This window comes from Arthrobacter sp. PM3 (genome assembly GCF_003352915.1).
Lineage (GTDB): Bacteria > Actinomycetota > Actinomycetes > Actinomycetales > Micrococcaceae > Arthrobacter.
The window spans coordinates 1,081,032-1,099,278 of record NZ_CP022314.1 but is presented as its reverse complement, the minus strand read 5'-3'; the positions used below and the strand labels follow the sequence as shown (position 1 = coordinate 1,099,278).

The window sequence follows — 18,247 nt, the reverse complement described above, 5'->3', positions numbered from 1 at the left end:
TGTGATCCTCGGCATGCTATTCCCCGCCCCCGCTAAGGCCGCTTCGCGGCGAGCAGGGCGCGGGGCCCCTTTTACGCATGCTGCCGGATCACACCGCCCGGCGCCTTGCGCTTCCAATTAGAACGACGGCGGCGAGTCACCTCTGTTAGGTGACTCGCCGCCGTCGTCTGTATCCCCATCGATTGCTCCGTTACCGCCCTTATGAGCCTCCAGAAGGGCGTCTACGGAGCAATCGATGGGTTCTAGTCCAGGCCGCGGCGCTTGAGCAGCGGCCCGAGCTCTGCGTCCCGGCCCCGGAAAGCCCGGAAGGACTCCAGCGGGTCCCGGCTGTTGCCGCGGGAGAGCAGCTCGGACCGGAAGAACGTGCCGTTGGCGCGGTTGAGCCCGCCGTTCTCCTTGAACCATTCGACCGTGTCGGCGTCCAGGACTTCGCTCCAGATGTAGGAGTAGTAACCGGCGGCGTACCAGCCGCCGGCGAAGATGTGCTGGAAGTAGCCGGTCCGGTAGCGCGGCGGGATCAGGCTGTGGGCGACACCCGCCGCGGCGAGGGCCTTTGCCTCGAACTCCACCGCGTCCTCGGGGACCTCAGAGCCGTCCAGCACGTGCCACGCCAGGTCCAGCAGCGCCGCGCCTAGATATTCCGTGGTGGCAAATCCTTCACCCCACAGCTGCGCGGCGTTGAGCTTGTCCACCATTTCCTGGGGCAGGGCCTCGCCGGTGGCGTAATGCCGGGCGTAGTTGGCCAGGACCTCGGGCCACATGATCCACATTTCGTTGACCTGCGAGGGGTACTCCACGAAGTCGCGCGGCACGTTGGTTCCGGAGAACCGGGGATACGTCACGGCGGAAAACAGGCCGTGCAGGGCATGGCCGAACTCGTGGAAGGTGGTGCGGAGTTCGTCCAGCGTCAGCAGGGTGGGTTCGCCGGCCGGCGGTTTGGAGATGTTGAGGTTGTTGATGACCACGGGGCGGGTATTCAACAGTCCGGACTGCTCCACGAGGGAGTTCATCCAGGCGCCGCCGCGCTTCGTGTCACGGGTGTAGTAATCGCCCAGGAACAGGCCCAGGTCCGTGCCGTCGGCATTCTTGACCTCCCAGACGCGGACGTCCGGGTGATAGCCGGCGAGGTCGGCGCGTTCGTGGAACGTGACGCCGTACAGGGCGTTGGCCGCGAAGAACACCCCGTCGTTCAGGACCCTGTCCAGCTCGAAGTAGGGGCGCAGCGCCTGTTCGTCCACGGAGTACCGCTCGCGCTTGACCTTGGCCGAGTAGTACGCCCAGTCCCAGGCCTCCAGGGGGTGGCCGGCGGCCTCGGCCAGTGCCTCGGCCTCGGCGTCGGCGTTGCGGACGGCGGCGGGTGCCAGCCGGCTCATCATGGCCTGGACGGCGCCGAAGTCCGGGGCTGTCTGCCGGTCCACACTGAGCTCGGCGAAGTTCGCGAACCCCAACAGGGCGGCCTTCTCCGCGCGGAGCTTCACCATGTCCTTGACCAGGCCGAGCACATCAAGGCTGCCGCCGCCGCTGCCGCGGCCAATCGAGGCCTCGTAGAGCCGCCGCCGGACGTCCCGGTTGGCCAGGGCGGCCATCGCCGGCTGGTTGCTGGGCTGGATCAGCGTCAGCAGGTACTTGCCTTCGTGTCCGGCGGTCCGGGCGGCCTCGGCGGCGCTGGCGATGTCATCGGCGGGCAGGCCGGTGAGGTCGCCGGTGTCGTCGAGCAGCAGGGCGGCGGACTTCATCCCTTCCTTGACGCGCTGGCCGAACTCGGTGCCGAGCCGGGACAGTTCAGTGTTGATGTCTTTCAGGCGCGCCTGGCCGGCGTCGTCGAGCTGGATGCCCGAGGCCCGGAATTCCTTGAGGTATTCCTCCACGAGCCGGACGGACTCGGCATCCAGCGCGGACGTGTCGAGGGCCGCGAAGCGTTCGTAGAGGCCCCGGTTGAGGTAGACGGCGTCCTGGTGTGCCGAGAACAGCGGGGAGAGACGGGTTTCGAGCTCGCGGATGGTGTCGGAAGCGTGCGCGGAAACGAGCGTGAAGAACGACGCGGCTGCCCGCTCCAGCAGCCGGCCGGAGCGCTCCATGGCCAGGGCGGTGTTCTCGAACGACGGCGCCTCCGGGTTGTCCACGATCGCCTGGATCTCGGCCAGGTGCTCGGCCAGGCCGGCCTCGACGGCCTCGGCGTAGTGCGCGTCTTCGATGCCGGCGAATGGCGGCAGGCCGTAGGGCAGGGTGCTGGGGCTCAGGAGGGGATTGGTCATGAAGTGACTCTTTCATGCAGTGCCGGGGTTCTCAACGATCGTGGCCGTGTGTTGTGATGGCGCTCACCGTAGGATGGGGCCATCCGTCAGCTGAATTGCGGGGGACCGGAGGCAAATGGAGACGTTGGACAACCCGCGCCGTACACCTCGGAACGGCGTGTTCAGCAACGGCATGGAATACGCCACGTGGGGCCGGGGCGTCAAGACCCTGCTCTTCATCCAGGGCGGACCAGGAAGCGCCGTCCCCTCAGGGTTGCTGGGGGGCATGTTCCGCCGGGAGTTTGACGCATACCTGGCCGCCGGCTACACCGTCTGGGTGGTCACCCGGCGGCGCAACATGCCGGCCCTGCACACGAGCGCGGACATGGCGGATGACTACGCGGACCTCATTGCTGCGGAATTCGGCGGCCGGGTTGACCTGGTTGTGGCCAAGTCCTTTGGCGGCATGATCGGGCAATACCTGGCCGCGCGGCATCCGGGGTCCTTCCGGCACATCGCCATGGTGGTCACGGGGGCCGAGCTCAGTGCCTGGGGCAAGGACCTGGACCACAGGATGGCCACCGCCGTCGCCGGCGGAGAGCTTTCGGGGGCAGGGACCGTCCTGGCCGAGTACGTGTTCCCGGGTCCGCGGACCCGCTGGCTGCGGGAACTGCTGGGCCACGCAGTTGGCAGGCGGGTGCTCGGCCGCTCCGGTTGCCCCGCCGCGGATGTCCTCACCGAGGCGCGGGCGGAAGTGGCCTTCGACGCGCGGGCCGTGTTGCCGTTCATCCGGCCGCCGGTTCTGCTGCTCTGTGGCGGCCGGGACGCGTTCTTTCCGCGGGAGGTCGCAGAGGAGACCGCACGATTGATTCCGGACTGCACCCTCATCATCTACGAGCGGTGGGGCCATGTCCGGGCAGGCGTCAGCAGGCGGATCGCCCGCGACGTCCTGGCGTTCGTCCGGTCGCGGTGACGGCACGCCGTCCCGCCGGCGCAGCTATGCGTCGGGAGCGTCGAGCTCCAGGGTCATGAAGACGCTGTGGGGATCCGGCTGGTAGTCCGCAAAGGGCGGGCAAACGGCGAAGCCGTGCCGCTCGTACAGCCGCCGTGCGGGAGCGAAGAAGTCCTGGCTCCCCGTTTCCAGGTAGAGCCGCCGGTACCCGCTGGTCCGGGCCGCCGCCAGCAGGTGGTGGAGCAGGGCGGTGGCGACGCCCCGCCCGCGGGCCGGCCCCGCAGTCCGCATGGACTTGATCTCGGCCGCGTCCGGCGCCAGGTGCTTCAACGCCGCACAGCCCAGCAGGCGGGAGTCCTCCCGGGCCGTCCAGAAGCTGATGCCCGGCCCTGCCAGCGCGGCAGGATCCAAGGCGTGGACACTGTCCGGCGGGGACGTCGCGTACATGTCGGCGAGGTGCCCGGCCAGCAGGTCCAGGACGTCGGCGCGCCCGGGAACGTCGGGTCCAATGAGGATCATGCCGCCTGCAGTGCCTGGCACAGGTCAGCGGGGCCGGCGTGCCGCGTGCTCGCGCGCCAGCACCGCGTAGGAATCGTCCGGCGTGCCGGGCTCGAACGTGCCGTACTTGCGTTCGACGGCGGTCCGGATCAGGAAGTCCGCCAGGGCCGGGTTCTTGGGCAGCAGCGACCCGTGCAGGTAGCTCGCCACGATGTTGCGGTAGCGGGCGCCCTCCTGTCCGTCGTTACTGTTGTTGCCCGTGCCCTTGGCCGTGGTGCCGAGCGGCTTCACGCCAGGCCCCAGCGTGGTCTGGCCACTGTGGTTCTCGTACCCCAGGATGTTCCCGAATTCGGGGGAGGAGACCGTGACGTTGCCGATCAGCCGTTCGTCGGTGCCGTGGGTCTCCACATCCAGGATGCCGATCCCCGGGATGACCGAGCCGAGCCGGGTCTTGAAGAACTTTCCGAAGAGCTGGTAGAGCCCGCAGATCACGAGCATCGGGGTGCCGTCTTCGGCGAGCCCTTTCAGGACGGACTCCCTGGAGAGGAGGTCGTCCTGGATGACGAGCTGACCGCTGTCCTGCCCGCCGCCGCCCACGATGAGGTCAACGTCCGCCGGGAACTGGTCACCGACGTTGTATTCGAGCAGTTCGGGCGTGTAGCCGTGCCAGCGCAGCCGCTGGGCCAGGACCAGGGCATTGCCCCAGTCACCGTAAATGTTCATGTCCCGCGGGTACAGCTGCAGGACCCGGATGGTTCCCTTGCTGCCGGCGGCACGGTCTTCGGGCGGGAGAACATGGCCGAAGGAGAGCCCGTGCGGGGTTTCCGGGGTCACGAGACCACCTCCACTGTGGTGATTTTGGACAGTTCGCGGCGGATGGCCAGCATCGCCGTGTACGTGCAGAAGATCCTCTTGGGTTTGCCCTCGGCGCCGCGGATGAACGCGGCCAGGGCGGGAGCGATGTCGGTATCTACGGCTCCGATGGCGACGTCGTCGTACTGTAACCGCAATGCCATGTCGTAGGCGCGGGAGCCCGTGAGCTGGTCCACGCCGCCGTCGCGGAGCGTGTCGAACTCCACGTCCCACAGCCAGGACATGTCCCTGCCGTCCGCGTAGTTGTCGTTGATCGCGATCATCGTCGCGTAGCCGGCGGCCGGGAAGGACTTCAGGCCGAGCCGGAAACCGCTGGGGTTCTTGACCAGGACCAATTCCAGGGGCAGGCCGTCGACCACGAGGCTTTCGCCCCGGCCGAATGCCGGCGCCACCTTGGACAGGGCAGCGAGCAGGCCGGCCTGGTCGGCGCCGGTGCCGCGGGCCTTCGAGATCGCCCGGGCCAGGGTCAGTGCGGCGGCGGCATTGAAGATGTTGTAGACGCCGCGCAGTAGCATCGCCGTGGTGACCGTCGCGCCGTCATACTCGAAGTCGGCGTCATCGGCGCCCACACGGCGGAGCACGACGTCGGCGGCGGGCCGGGCGGGGGCGGCCGGCACAGGGCTTCCTGGGGCGGCGCGCATGTCGTCGTCGTTCGGGAAGGTGCTTAGCAGGGAGTCATCGAGCCCGAAGTAGAGCACTTCGGGTCCGTTCACGGTCCCGGCGATCCGGGCGACGCGGGGGTCTTCCCGGTTCAGGACGACGGTCCCGGTGGTCTTGGCGGCGATGTGCTGGAGCAGTTCGGCCGTCTTGTCGATTTCGCCGAAACGGTCCAGTTGGTCCCGGAGGACGTTGAGCAGGAGGCTGTACCGCGGCGGAACCTTGTTGACGAAGTGCACGGCGTGCGCCTCATCGAGTTCCAGCACTGCGACATCGGCATCCAGCCGGCCGCGCCAGTCGACCTCACCCAGCAGGGCTGCCGCCACGCCGCGCGTGAAGTTGCTGCCGGTGCGGTTCGTGAAGACCTTCAGGCCCTGGCTCTCCAGCAGTTCCACCACCATCTTGGTGGTGGTCGTCTTGCCGTTCGTGCCGCTGACGACGGCGACCCCCAACGGCAGTGTGGACAGGGTCCGCTGCATGAAACCGGGGTCGATTTTTTCGACCACGAGCCCGGGAAGGGCCGAGCCTCCGCCCCTGAGCCGGGAGACCCGGCGGACGAGCTTGCCGAGCGGAACGCTGAAGTAAAACATGCTCTGTAATATATCCCAGCAGAGGCATGGAACCCGGACGCCGGGGGCCGCCGTGTGCGTCCCGGCAGCCTGCGGCGCACTATGCTGTGGGGATGACCACCCCCTCTTTCCCCCCTGGATCCCGCGCGGGCACAGGCCTCCGGATCGGCGTCCTGGCGCTCCAGGGCGATTTCCGGGAACACCTGCACGCTGTCGAGGCGGCCGGCGCCACCGGCATCGGGATCCGCCGCCCCGGCGAACTCGACGACCTGGACGGGCTCATCATCCCCGGCGGCGAATCGACCGCGATTGACAAGCTCGCCGGGATTTTCGGGCTCCGCGATCCGCTGCGCGAGCGCATCCGGGACGGCCTTCCCGTCTACGGCTCGTGCGCCGGCATGATCCTGCTGGCCAACGAGATCGCTGACCCGGCAACGGACCTCGCCGGCAACCCGCAGCAGACCTTTGGCGGGCTCGACATCACCGTGCGCCGCAACGCCTTCGGCCGGCAGCGCGAGTCGTTCGAAACCGACCTCGAATTCAAGGGACTGGGCTTCAGCGACACCGGCTCCGGTGTGGCTCCCGTCCATGCGGTGTTCATCCGCGGCCCGTGGGTGGAGCGTGTGGGTTCGGGTGTGGAGGTCCTGGCGCAGGTGGAGCCCGCAGACCCGGAGCATGCCTCGCATGCCGCTGTCCTGCAAGGGACGGCTAGAATTGTTGCAGTGCGTTCCGGCAAGCTGCTGGCCACCTCCTTCCACCCGGAAGTGACGGGGGAGAAGCGCGTGCATGAACTGTTTATTCGAATGATCAGAGGAGAAGCGTAAAGCATGTCAGGCCACTCCAAATGGGCGACGACCAAGCACAAAAAGGCCATCATTGACAGCCGCCGGGCCAAGTCGTTCGCCAAGCTGATCAAGAACATCGAAGTCGCCGCGCGCATGGGCGGTCCCGACCTCGCCGGCAACCCCGGCCTGGAACTCGCCGTCACGAAGGCCAAGAAGACCTCCGTCCCCAACGACAACATCGACCGCGCCATCAAGCGCGGCGCCGGGCTCACCGGCGAGGTCGTGGACTACACGGAGATCATGTACGAATGCCGCGGCCCGCAGGGCTCGGCCCTGCTCATCGAGTGCCTCACGGACAACAAGAACCGTGCCGCCTCCGAGGTCCGGCTCGCTATCTCCCGCAACGGCGGCACGATCGCCGACCCCGGCTCCGTGAGCTACCTCTTCACCCGCAAGGGCGTCGTCTCGCTGCCGAAGAACGGCCTCACCGAGGACGACCTCCTGATGGCCGTCCTCGACGCCGGCGCGGAGGAAGTCAAGGACAACGGCGAGAGCTTCGAGATCCACTCGGACCCGAAGGACCTGCAGGCCATCCGCGACGCACTCAAAGAAGCCGGGATCGAATACGATACCGACGAAGCCGAGTTCGTCCCCTCCATGGAGGTGCCGCTGGACCTCGACGCCGCCAAGAAGTTCATGAAGCTCGTCGACGCCCTCGAAGACCTCGACGACGTCCAGAACGTCTACAGCAACGCCGACCTCAGCGACGAAGTGCAGGCCGCACTGGAAGCCGAGTGACCCTTCGCGTCCTCGGCGTCGATCCCGGCCTCACCCGCTGCGGGATCGGCGTCGTGGACGTCGAAAAGAACCGGCGTGCCACCATGGTGGCCTTCGGCGTCGTGGGGACCTCGCCCGAGGAAAGCCTGGACCAGCGGCTGCTGGTCATCGCCACCTCGATCGACGAATGGCTCGATAACTACGAGCCGCACGTCCTCGCCGTCGAGCGTGTCTTCTCCCAGCTCAACGTCAGCACGGTCATGGGCGTCGCCCAGGCCTCCGGCGTGGTCATCGCGGCCGCCGCCCGCCGGGGCATCCCGGTGGCCCTGCACACGCCGTCTGAAGTCAAGGCCGCCGTGACCGGGAGCGGCTCGTCCAACAAGGACGCCGTCACCAAACTGGTGACCAAGATCCTCCGGCTGGATGCCCCGCCCCGCCCCGCCGACGCCGCCGATGCCCTGGCCCTGGCCATCACGCATGCCTGGCGGGCGGGGAGCGGTGCTGTCGTTTCAACGACGGGACCGGGCAGCCAGTCCCTCACCCCCGCCCAGCGCGCCTGGGCCGACGCGGAGGCAAAAGCGCGCCGTGCACGCTGAATGTCCGCCTGTTCCGGGGCCAGGCTTGGTAGGGTATTCGTAGATATATTCGATGTTCGTGCACCTTAAGGTTCGTGCACGCTTAAGCCCACACACCCAGGAGCCAGGCCTTGATCAGTTTTCTTCGCGGAACCGTCGCGCATGTGGGCCTGTCCTCGGCGGTGATCGACCTCAACGGGGCCGGCATGAGCGTCAACGCCACGCCGCAGACCCTCAGCAGCCTGCGCGTGGGTGAAGAGGGCAAACTGTTCACGTCCCTGATCGTGCGGGAAGACTCGCTGACCCTGTTCGGCTTCGCGAGCGACGACGAGCGGGAAGTCTTCGATGTCCTGCTCAGCGTCAGCGGCGTCGGGCCCCGGCTCGCCCTGGCCGTGCTGGCCGTCCACGAACCCGAAGCCATCCGGGTGGCCGCGCACTCCGGTGACGGCAAAGCCTTCACCAAGGTCCCCGGCATCGGGCCGAAGGTGGCCGGCCGGATCGTGCTGGAACTCGCCGGCAAGCTTGTCCCGCACGGCACCGCCGGCGCGCCGGCCCCGTCAGTCTCCACGGAGTCCGTCTGGAAGCCGCAGGTCGTGGCGGCGATGACGAGCCTTGGCTGGTCCGAAAAGGATGCCACCGCCAGCATCGACAAATCCCTCGCCGACGCCCCGGAACTCGCCGCCGCCGGCAACGTGGCCGAAATCCTCCGCGCCACCCTGCGCTGGTTGGGGCAGGACGGCGCACGCGCGGGCAACCGGGTAGGCGCGCGTGGCTGAGCCGTGGATCGTCGCCGGGGGAGAGGAGCCGGAGGAACGCGCCATCGAAGCGGCCCTGCGGCCCAAGAACCTGCACGACTTCGTGGGGCAGCACCGGGTCCGCAAACAGCTGTCCTTGGTCCTGGAAGCGTCGCGCATGCGGGGCCGCAGCGCGGACCACGTGCTGCTTTCCGGCCCTCCCGGCCTGGGAAAAACCACGCTGTCCATGATCATCGCCGCCGAGATGAACGTGCCGCTGCGGATCAGCAGCGGCCCGGCCATCCAGCATGCCGGCGACCTCGCGGCCATCCTGTCCTCGCTCTCCGAGGGCGAGGTCCTGTTCCTGGACGAAATCCACCGCATGTCCCGGCCGGCGGAGGAAATGCTCTATATGGCGATGGAAGACTTCCGGGTCGACATTGTGGTCGGAAAGGGCGCCGGTGCCACCGCCATCCCGCTGGAACTGCCGCCCTTCACCCTTGTCGGCGCCACCACCCGGGCCGGGCTGCTCCCCGGTCCGTTGCGTGACCGCTTCGGGTTCACCGGGCACCTCGAGTTCTACTCGGTCGAGGAGCTCGAGCTCGTGCTGCGCCGTTCCGCCGGGCTGCTGGACCTGAAGGTCAACTCCGCAGGTTTCAGCGAGATCGCCGGACGGTCCCGGGGGACGCCCCGCATCGCGAACCGGCTCCTGCGCCGGGTCCGCGACTGGGCCCTCGTGCACGGTATCGAACAGATCGACGCGCGGGCGGCGTCGGCGGCGCTGGACATGTATGAGGTGGACAAGCGCGGCCTGGACCGTCTGGACCGTGCCGTGCTCGAGGCCCTCATCACCAAGTTCGGCGGAGGTCCGGTGGGGCTTTCCACCCTCGCGATCGCCGTGGGCGAGGAAACCGAAACGGTGGAAACGGTCGCCGAGCCGTACCTCGTACGCGAAGGATTGCTGGGCCGGACGCCCCGCGGCCGGATCGCCCTGGCTCCGGCATGGACGCACCTGGGCTTTGCCGTTCCCGCCGGAGTCTTCGGGCAGGACCCACTGGAACTGTTCCAGGCCGGCGATCCGGACGACGGCCCGGACGGGCAGGCGGGCGTGCTTGGTGAAGAAACCGGTCCCGAGCGGATCCGAAACGGCCGCTAGCACCGTTCGTCCAGCTTTTCCCTTTAGACTGGTATGACGCTCGGCACGTTCGGGTTTTGTTTCCGTGGGCGGAGAGCAGGTGGCCGCCGGCGGTTGGGGGAATGGTCTCTCTGCCAGCTTGCTGTGCAGGCCTCTGCCCGCGCCGCCCGGAACAAACGGACGTTGTTGAAAACCAGCTACGCAAGTACAGAATGGAACATTCCCCTTGGATCCAATGACAATTCTCCTGTTCGTCATGCTCGGCGTGTTCGTCTTCATGATGTTCCGCCGCAACAAGAAGACGCAGCAGCAGCAGGCTGAGCTCCAGTCGAAGTTCGGCCCCGGTGTGGAGGTTATGACGAGCTTTGGCCTGTTCGGCCGGATCGTCGACATCGACGAAGCGGAGAACAAGGTCACGCTGGAACTGTCCCCCGGCAACACCGCTACCGTGCACCGCCAGGCCGTCACCAAGATCGTCGAGCCGGTTGCTGCCGCCGTGGAGCCGACGGTTGTTCCCGACGACGCTTCCTCTCTCAGCCCGGCCGCCGAGGCTGCGGACGGGTCGACGCCGGTCAATCAAACCCCGGTCGACGAAACCCCCCGCAACGAAACTCCCGAGGAAACCCTGCGCCGCCTCAACGACGAAGGCAAGAAAGACAGCTAGTCTGCCTCTCTGAGCTATCCAGCGAAGCAACGATTGCGGGCGTCCGCCGGCGGGGGACGCAGCGCCCCCGCCGGCGGATCCGCCGTAAATATTAGAAAGATCGACAATGGCACGAACTGGCCCCAAAAAATCAGCCATCAGGATGCTGGTCTGGCTTGGTGTACTCATCGCCGCCATGACGGCTGTCCTGGCCGGCGGCACGATGGCCGGTCAGGCGAGCTGGACGCCCAAGCTCGCCCTGGACCTTGAAGGCGGCACCCAGATGATCCTGGCGCCAAAGGTAGAGGGCGGTTCGGGCATTACCGAAGATCAGCTCAACCAGGCTGTGGCGATCATTCGCCAGCGCGTGGACGGCTCCGGCGTTGCGGAAGCGGAAATCAGCACCCAGTCCGGCCGCAACGTCGTCGTCAGCCTGCCGGGTACCCCCGCCAAGGAAACCCGCGCGCTGATCCAGGCGTCCGCGGACATGAACTTCCGGCCGGTGATCCAGACCGGCGCCGGCGCAGCGGTGCCTGCCGAGTCGCGCACCCCGGAGGACAAGCTGCCCAAGCCCACGGCGGCACCGGCCAACAGCAGCGACGAGAACTGGATCACCCCCGAGATCTACAAGCAGTTCGAGGCGCTTGACTGCGTGAACCCCTCGCAGGACAAGCAGCAGCGCTCCGATCCGGCGAAGCCGCTGGTGACCTGTGAACCGGCCACGGCCACGTCCCCGGCCATCAAGTACATTCTTGGCCCGGTTGAGGTCAAGGGCTCGAACATCAAGTCCTCCTCGTTCCAGCTGCAGCGCGGCGCACAGGGCGCCGTGACCAACGAATGGGCCGTCAACATCCAGTTCGATGACGAGGGCACCGCCAAGTTCAAGGAAGTCACGGAACGGCTGTACCAGTTCTATTCCGCCGCCGGCGGTCAGAGCGGATCGGACCCGAAGGCCCAGTTCGCGATCGTCCTGGACGACCAGGTGATCTCCGCCCCGCGCTCTCTGGCCGTCATCACGGACGGCCGCCCGCAGATTACGGGCGGGTTCACCGAAGAGTCCGCGAAGGCCCTCTCCGACCAGCTTCGTTTCGGCGCCCTGCCGATCAGCTTCGAGATCCAGAGCGAACAGCAGATCTCGGCAACCCTCGGCGGAGAGCAGCTCCGCATGGGCATGCTGGCCGGCCTCATCGGCCTGCTGCTCGTGGTGATCTACTCGCTCTTCCAGTACCGGGCACTGGGCTTCGTGACCGTGGCGTCCCTCGTGATTGCCGGCGTGATCACGTTCCTGGCCATCGCCATCCTGGGCTGGACGGAGAACTACCGGCTGTCCCTGGCTGGCGTGGCCGGTCTGATTGTGGCCATCGGCCAGACCGCGGACTCGTTCATTGTGTACTTCGAACGCATCCGCGATGAGCTTCGCGAGGGCCGGGGACTGGTCTCAGCGGTGGAAAACGGCTGGAAACGAGCCAAGCGCACCATCCTGGCGTCCAAGGCCGTCAACCTGCTCGCCGCCGTCGTGCTGTTCTTCGTGGCCGTGGGCAACGTCCGAGGCTTCGCGTTCACCCTTGGCCTCACCGCCATTGCCGACCTCATTGTCGTGTTCATGTTCACCCACCCGACCCTGCAACTGCTGGCCCGGACCAAGTTCTTCGGCGAAGGCCACCGGTTCTCCGGCCTGGACCCGAAGCGCCTGGGCGCCGTGCCGCTATACCGCGGGGCCGGCCGGCTCCGCACCCCGGACGACAAGCCGGTGGCCGTGGTCCGCGCGAAGAACACCGGCGCCGCCGCAGAGGCAGAGCGCCGGATGACGATTGCAGAACGCCGACTCGCTGAAAAGCAGGAGCAGGCACAACAGGAGCAGCTCGCCGGCACCTCCAAGAGCACGTCCAAGGAGGGCAAGTAAATGGTCAACTTCTCAACATTCGGCAACGAGCTCTACACGGGCAAACGCTCGTACGACTTTGTCGGTTACAAGAAGGTCTGGTTCCTGGTTGCCGGCATCGCCGTCGCCCTGTCCATCCTGATCCCGATCTTCAAGGGCGGCTTCAACCTCGGCATCGAGTTCCGCGGCGGCTCGGAGTTCACGGTCTCCAATGTCCAGTCCACCGAGGCGTCCCGCGGCGAGAAGGCCGTCCAGGAAGTCGTGCCGGGGGCGGTGCCGCGCGTCGCCAACGTCGCCGGCAATACCATGCGCATCCAGACGGACAAGCTCAGCGACGACGAGACGCTGCAGATCAAGCAGGGCCTCACCAAGGCCTACGGCGTGACCGACAACGAAGTGACTTCCACGTTCGTCGGCCCCACCTGGGGTGCGGACGTCACCAAGCAGGCCCTGATCGGCCTGGCGATCTTCGTTGGCCTGGCCGCAGTCCTGATGGCGCTATACTTCCGGACCTGGAAGATGTCACTGTCGGCAATCGTCGGCATGGCCGTGACGATGTTCATTACCGCCGGTGTGTACGGGCTCAGTGACTTCGAAGTGACACCGTCGGCCATCATCGGCTTCCTGACCGTGCTCAGCTACTCGCTGTACGACACCGTGGTGGTGTTCGACAAGATCCGCGAGAATACCGCGGACATTCAGGCATCCACCCGGCGCACCTTCGCCGAGGAGGTCAACCTGGCCATCAACCAGACCCTGGTCCGCTCCATCAACACCATGGTGGTGGCCATCCTCCCGGTCGGCGCCATCCTCTTCATCGGCGCCGGACTCCTGGGGGCCGGCACCCTGCGGGACCTGTCGCTGGCCCTGTTCGTCGGCATTCTCGTCGGCACCGCGGCCACGATCTTCATCGCGGCCCCGCTGTATGCCGCGCTGAGGCAGGGCGAGCCGGACCTCGTCAAGCAGGCCAAGCGGGTGGAACAGCGGCGCGCGGATGCGGCCGCCAAGACCGCCGCGCAGGAGTCCGCAGCCACGGCCTGAGCCGTCCGCCGGCGGGCCGGAGAGCGTCCTTTCGGGCGGCCTCCGGCCCGTTGTCGTATCCGGGCCGGTTATCGAAGTATCCTGCTGCGGGAATACACTGGAATAATTAACCGGTCGCGAGAGGTGCTCCATTGGAAGAACGTTCGACGCCGGTGCCTCAGGCACCTGCGGGCAAGGGCCACGGCCAGGGTTCTCAGACCGGCCTGGTGGCTCCCGGACGTCCCGATGTTCCAGTGCCGGTTGACAACTCCGGGGCCCGCCCCACGTTCCCCGGACGGCGGGAACGGACACGGTCCCGGCTGGCGCGGCTGACAGGCCGCGGTGCCCCGGCGTACTCGCCGATCCTGGAGCCGCTGCTGCGCACTGTGCGCGCCAACAATCCCAAAGAGGACTTCGACCTCATCCAGCGCGCCTTCGTCGTGGCCGAGCGCTGCCACCGGGGACAGAAGCGCAAAAGCGGTGACCCTTACATCACGCACCCGGTCGCCGTCGCCACGATCCTGGCCGAACTCGGTCTCAGCGGCACCACGCTGGCCGCCGCCCTGCTGCACGACACTGTCGAGGACACCTCCTACACGCTGGCGGACCTGAAAGCCGAATTCGGGCCGGAAGTGGCGATGCTGGTGGACGGCGTCACCAAGCTGGACAAGGTCAGCTTCGGCGAGGCGGCGCAGTCCGAGACCGTCCGCAAGATGGTCGTGGCCATGGCCAAGGACATCCGTGTCCTCATGATCAAACTGGCCGACCGGCTCCACAACGCCCGCACGTGGCGGTTCGTCTCAGCCGAGTCCTCGGCCCGGAAGGCCCGGGAAACGCTCGAGATCTTCGCGCCGCTGGCCCACCGGCTCGGCATGAACACCATCAAGTGGGAACTTGAGGACCTCTCCTTCGCCGCCCTCTATCCGAAGGTGTACGAGGAAATCGTGCGGATGGTGGGGGACCGGACCCCGGAGCGGGAAAAGAACCTGGCTGTCATCCGCAACCAGATCACCGAGGACCTCCGCGCGGCCAAGATCAAAGCCACGATCACCGGCCGGCCCAAGCACTACTACTCGATTTACCAGAAGATGATCGTCCGCGACAAAGACTTCGACGACATCAACGACCTCATGGGCGTGCGCGTCCTGGTCGACTCCGTCCGGGACTGCTACGCGGCCCTTGGCGCCATGCACTCGCGCTGGAACCCCCTGCCCGGGAGGTTCAAGGACTACATCGCGATGCCCAAGTTCAACATGTACCAGTCGCTGCACACCACGGTGATCGGCCCGGGCGGCAAGCCGGTGGAGATCCAGATCCGCACCCACGAGATGCACCGGCGGGCCGAGTACGGCGTCGCCGCGCACTGGAAGTACAAGGACCAGCCGAACCGGACGGCCGCCGGGCCCGGCAGCCCGCGCGACGGCGACATGGGCTGGCTGCGCTCCCTCGTCGATTGGCAGCAGGAAACCTCCGACCCGGGCGAGTTCCTCGACTCGCTGCGCTTTGAGATCAACGCCCGGGAAGTGTTTGTCTTCACCCCCAAGGGCGAGGTTATGGCCCTGCCGGCCGGCTCCACCCCGGTGGACTTCGCGTACGCCGTGCACACCGAGGTGGGCCACCGGACCATCGGGGCCCGCGTCAACGGCAAACTCGTCCCGCTGAACAGCGAGCTGAACCACGGTGACTGGGTGGAGATCTTCACCTCCAAGGCCGAAGGCGCCGGACCCAGCCAGGACTGGCAGCACTTCGTCAAGAGCGCCCGGGCCCGGAACAAGATCCGGCAATGGTTCAGCAAGGAACGCCGCGAGGAAGCGATCGACCGCGGCAAGGACCTGCTGACCAAGGCGATGCGCAAGCAGAACCTCCCGCTGCAGCGGCTCATGACCCACGACGCCCTCGCCGCGATCGCAGAGGACTTCAAGTACGCCGACATCTCCGGACTCTACGCCGGGGTAGGCGACGGGCACACCTCCGCACAGTCCGTCATGGAACGCCTGGTAGAGAGCCTGGGCCCCACCGAGCACCCGGATGACGACCTCGCCGAGGTCTCGATCCCCACCCAGGTCAGCAAGGCCCGCTTCTCCGATTCCGGTGTGGTTGTCCGCGGCGTGGATGATGTGTGGGTGAAGCTGGCCCGGTGCTGCACGCCGGTCCCGCCCGACCCCATCCTCGGGTTCGTCACCCGCGGTTCCGGGGTGTCCGTGCACCGCACCGACTGCACCAACGTCAGCGGCCTGAGGGACCAGCCCGACAGGATCGTGGAAGTGGACTGGGCGCCCACGCAGTCCAGCGTGTTCCTGGTGGAAATCCAGGTCGAAGCCCTGGACCGCAAGTCCCTGCTCTCGGACGTCACCCGGGTGCTCTCGGACAACCACGTCAACATCCTGGCAGCCAGCGTGCACACGTCCACCGACCGGGTCGCGATCTCCAAGTTCGCTTTTGAGATGGGCGACCCCAAGTACCTCAGCCACGTCCTTAGCGCAGTCCGCCGGATCGACGGTGTCTTCGACGTCTACCGCACCACCGGCAACCGCCGCCGCAGCTGAACGGTCCCGCCGGCCGGGCCCGGGAGGTGCCTGCGGCTGTCACTCGAGGGCGGCAATCTTCGCCAGGGCCGCCTTCTTGTGCGGGGCGCGGGGGCTGGCGTCCACTGCCAGCCTGAGCAGCCGGAGCCGCACGCCGAGCTCGGGTATGGCCAGGAAGGCCCGCAGGGCCGGCAGGGCGAGGCCGGCCTCCACGTGCAGGGCCACGTCCATGGCCGTGCGCAGCGGGCTGGAGACCATCAGTCCTCCCATGCTGACGACGTCGAACGGGCCCAGCCGCACTTCATGGAACGTGCAGCCGCGCACAGATCGCAGGCTGGAAACGCGCCGGTTCGCATCAACCAGCAGTGCCAGGCGGTCCGGCTCCGCGGCGCAGCCGTAGATCCACGCCGCCGTCATCCGGCCGGCCACCACCCGTTGCCGGATTGCCGGCGCAACGGCCAGAGACGCGGCCCGGGCGCGCAGTTGCGGACTGGCGTGGGCGCCGGGCGGCAGATAGCCGCGCTGATAGAGCTGCGTCAGCACGCCGTCGGCCGCCATGGCCTGCAGCTCCGGCCAGGAAAACAAGGGGCCGGGGGAATACAGCCCGAACGGCTCCGGGTCCTGGCCCGCAGCGGCCACCGGGGCGGGAGCTCGGGGCATGAGTACCATTCCGCCATCGTGGCCGGTTCCCCGGGCACAGAACAGGCCCCGCTCCGGTCATGTGGATAAACCGGAACGGGGCCTGGCAGTGACTTCAGGCGTCCTGAGTGGCTAGGAGAGTTCGCTCGCGGAGCGTTCGAGCTGCTCCAGCCACGCCTGGCGTGCCTCGAGGGCTTCCCTCGCAGCCTTGATCTTGCGCTCGTCGCCGGCCTTCTCCGCCTCGGCGAGGTCTTCCTTCAGCCCGGCAATGGCGGCCTCGAGCTGGGTCAGGGCACTGTTGGTGCGTGCCTTCGTCTCCGGGTTGGAGCGCTTCCAGTTCTCGTCCTCAGCCTGGCGGACGGCGTCTTCCACCTTCCGCAGGCCGGCCTCGATCCGTCCCATGTCGGCGCGCGGAACCTTGCCCGCCTCCTCCCACCGGTCGCGGATGGACTGCAGTGACTTCTTGGCGGCGGCCAGGTCCTTGATCGGCAGGAGCTCGTTCGCCTCCGCCAGCAGGGCTTCCTTCACGACAAGGTTCGCGCCGTATTCCTGGTCGATCTCGTCGTTGGCTGCCTGCCGGTTGGTGAAGAAGACGTCCTGGGCGGCGCGGAAACGGGCCCACAGGGCGTCGTCGTCCTTGCGGCTCGCCCGGGGCGAGGCCTTCCAGTCATCCATCAGGCGGCGGTATTCGCCGGCGGCGTAGCCCCAGTCGGTCGAGGACGACAGTGCCTCGGCCTCGGCGATCAGCTTCTCCTTGGCTGCCTTGGCTGCCGAGTTGTTGCTGTCCAGCTGGGAGAAGTAAGCGCGGCGGTGCCGGTCAAAGACCGTGCGGGCGGCGCGGAAACGCTTCCACAGCGCGTCCTCGTTGCTGCGGCCGAGCCGGACACCGCTCTTCTGCGCGGTCTTCCACGCTTCGAAGAGCTCATTCATGCGCGCGCTGGACGTCTTCCACTGGGTCTGCGCGGGGTCCTGGGCGGCGATTTCCTCGGCCTCGGCCACGATGGCCTCACGGGCGGCGAGCTCGGCGGCGCGGACGGCGTCGTGTTCGGCTTTCTCGGCCTTTTCGAGTTCGCTGATCTGGGTCACCAGGACATCCAGCCGGGCCTCGGCGGAGCGGAAGTCACCTACCATGTTCCGTTCGGCCAGCTGCTCGCGCAGGTGGGTGACGGTCTTCTGCATGTCCGTGGTAGGCGCCTTGGAGCTCACACGCTGTTCCAGCAGGACGATCTGTGCGACGACGTCCTCGAACTTCCGGGCAAAGTAGCCCAAAGCCTCGTCGGCGCTGACGCCCGGGTACTGGCCGACAGAATGCTCTTCGCCGTCGACGGTGAGAAACACGTGGCCGTCGCCCTCAACCCGGCCCCAGCGGGCCGCCTCGGCCAGGGAAGCCGCGGAGGACACTGCCGCGGGTGCAGGGGCCGGGGCGGCGGCGGAAGGCTTGGCTTTCGGCCGGGCAGCGAACGCGGCCGGGCTTGGCGCAGCCGGGCGCGGTCCCGCAGGAGCCGGCACAGCCGGGGCAGGCGCCCCGGCAGCCTCTGCCGCAGCCTCTGCCGCAGCCTCAGCGTCAGGCCCGGTGGCCTGCGCTGCGGCGTCAGCAGCGGATTCAGCTGCCGTCTCGCCGGCCGTGACGTTCACAGCATCACCTGCACCCTGGGCTGGGGTTGCCTCGGCTTCGGTTTCGCTGGCAGCTGCCGTTGCCAATGTTTCGTCGGATTTCTGACTCTCTGTCACCGCTCGTAGTCTTTCGCT

General features: G+C 67.5%; 16 protein-coding genes. 10 read left to right on the top strand and 6 right to left on the bottom strand.

The features are described from left to right. Window positions 1-242: 242 nt before the first annotated feature. Window positions 243-2,255: a M3 family metallopeptidase gene (locus CFN17_RS05085; protein ID WP_208750273.1), complete on the bottom strand. Its 2,013-nt coding sequence runs from the start codon at window positions 2,253-2,255 to the stop codon at window positions 243-245. Window positions 2,256-2,370: 115 nt separating this feature from the next. On the opposite strand from CFN17_RS05085, the gene CFN17_RS05080 reads away from it, so the two are divergent. Next, the gene (locus CFN17_RS05080; RefSeq protein WP_222612659.1) at window positions 2,371-3,207 is read left to right on the top strand and encodes an alpha/beta fold hydrolase; all 837 of its coding nucleotides are present in this window, start codon (window positions 2,371-2,373) and stop codon (window positions 3,205-3,207) included. 24 nt (window positions 3,208-3,231) lie between these two features. On the opposite strand, the gene CFN17_RS05075 is transcribed toward CFN17_RS05080, so the two are convergent. The 3 genes from CFN17_RS05075 to CFN17_RS05065 are packed head-to-tail and all read right to left on the bottom strand — an operon-like array spanning window position 3,232 to window position 5,804. Further along, complete coding sequence (locus CFN17_RS05075) at window positions 3,232-3,705, bottom strand: GNAT family N-acetyltransferase (RefSeq protein ID WP_208750271.1); 474 nt, start codon at window positions 3,703-3,705, stop codon at window positions 3,232-3,234. Window positions 3,706-3,729: 24 nt separating this feature from the next. Beyond that, entirely contained in the window at window positions 3,730-4,518 is a 789-nt protein-coding gene (locus CFN17_RS05070; RefSeq protein ID WP_395926280.1) for a type 1 glutamine amidotransferase, read from the bottom strand. After that, window positions 4,515-5,804 carry a Mur ligase family protein gene (locus CFN17_RS05065; RefSeq protein ID WP_208750270.1) on the bottom strand — a complete coding sequence of 430 codons (1,290 nt, stop codon included), beginning with the start codon at window positions 5,802-5,804 and terminating at the stop codon, window positions 4,515-4,517. The genes CFN17_RS05070 and CFN17_RS05065 overlap by 4 nt, the downstream gene beginning before the upstream one ends. Before the next feature lie 92 nt (window positions 5,805-5,896). Here CFN17_RS05065 and pdxT point away from each other — a divergent pair, with 92 nt between their 5' ends. The 9 genes from pdxT (at window position 5,897) to CFN17_RS05020 (ending at window position 15,880) form a co-directional block, all read left to right on the top strand. After that, window positions 5,897-6,607 (top strand): pyridoxal 5'-phosphate synthase glutaminase subunit PdxT, encoded by a 711-nt coding sequence (gene pdxT, locus CFN17_RS05060; RefSeq protein WP_208750269.1) that lies wholly within the window; start codon window positions 5,897-5,899, stop codon window positions 6,605-6,607. Window positions 6,608-6,610: 3 nt separating this feature from the next. Further along, on the top strand, window positions 6,611-7,366 hold the full coding sequence (locus CFN17_RS05055; protein WP_208750268.1) for a YebC/PmpR family DNA-binding transcriptional regulator: 756 nt from the start codon (window positions 6,611-6,613) through the stop codon (window positions 7,364-7,366). Continuing rightward, window positions 7,363-7,941 (top strand): crossover junction endodeoxyribonuclease RuvC, encoded by a 579-nt coding sequence (gene ruvC / locus CFN17_RS05050; RefSeq protein ID WP_208750267.1) that lies wholly within the window; start codon window positions 7,363-7,365, stop codon window positions 7,939-7,941. The genes CFN17_RS05055 and ruvC overlap by 4 nt, the downstream gene beginning before the upstream one ends. A 110-nt stretch (window positions 7,942-8,051) precedes the next feature. Then, window positions 8,052-8,696 carry a Holliday junction branch migration protein RuvA gene (gene ruvA, locus CFN17_RS05045; protein ID WP_208750266.1) on the top strand — a complete coding sequence of 215 codons (645 nt, stop codon included), beginning with the start codon at window positions 8,052-8,054 and terminating at the stop codon, window positions 8,694-8,696. Next, window positions 8,689-9,810 (top strand): Holliday junction branch migration DNA helicase RuvB, encoded by a 1,122-nt coding sequence (gene ruvB, locus CFN17_RS05040; RefSeq protein ID WP_208750265.1) that lies wholly within the window; start codon window positions 8,689-8,691, stop codon window positions 9,808-9,810. The genes ruvA and ruvB overlap by 8 nt, the downstream gene beginning before the upstream one ends. Window positions 9,811-10,024: 214 nt before the next feature. Then, window positions 10,025-10,453, top strand: a complete 429-nt coding sequence (gene yajC, locus CFN17_RS05035) for a preprotein translocase subunit YajC (RefSeq protein WP_208750264.1) — start codon at window positions 10,025-10,027, stop codon at window positions 10,451-10,453. A 106-nt stretch (window positions 10,454-10,559) separates the two neighbouring features. Continuing rightward, entirely contained in the window at window positions 10,560-12,335 is a 1,776-nt protein-coding gene (gene secD, locus CFN17_RS05030) for a protein translocase subunit SecD (protein ID WP_208750263.1), read from the top strand. After that, the gene (secF, locus tag CFN17_RS05025; protein ID WP_208750262.1) at window positions 12,336-13,355 is read left to right on the top strand and encodes a protein translocase subunit SecF; all 1,020 of its coding nucleotides are present in this window, start codon (window positions 12,336-12,338) and stop codon (window positions 13,353-13,355) included. 233 nt (window positions 13,356-13,588) lie between these two features. Further along, a complete protein-coding gene (locus CFN17_RS05020; protein WP_261792368.1) occupies window positions 13,589-15,880 on the top strand; it encodes a bifunctional (p)ppGpp synthetase/guanosine-3',5'-bis(diphosphate) 3'-pyrophosphohydrolase in 2,292 nt (763 codons plus the stop codon). A gap of 39 nt (window positions 15,881-15,919) precedes the next feature. On the opposite strand, the gene CFN17_RS05015 is transcribed toward CFN17_RS05020, so the two are convergent. Both CFN17_RS05015 and CFN17_RS05010 read right to left on the bottom strand, forming a co-directional pair. After that, complete coding sequence (locus tag CFN17_RS05015; RefSeq protein WP_208750260.1) at window positions 15,920-16,519, bottom strand: type IV toxin-antitoxin system AbiEi family antitoxin; 600 nt, start codon at window positions 16,517-16,519, stop codon at window positions 15,920-15,922. Between the two features lie 111 nt (window positions 16,520-16,630). Then, window positions 16,631-18,229 (bottom strand): DUF349 domain-containing protein, encoded by a 1,599-nt coding sequence (locus tag CFN17_RS05010; protein ID WP_208750259.1) that lies wholly within the window; start codon window positions 18,227-18,229, stop codon window positions 16,631-16,633. Window positions 18,230-18,247: the final 18 nt, after the last annotated feature.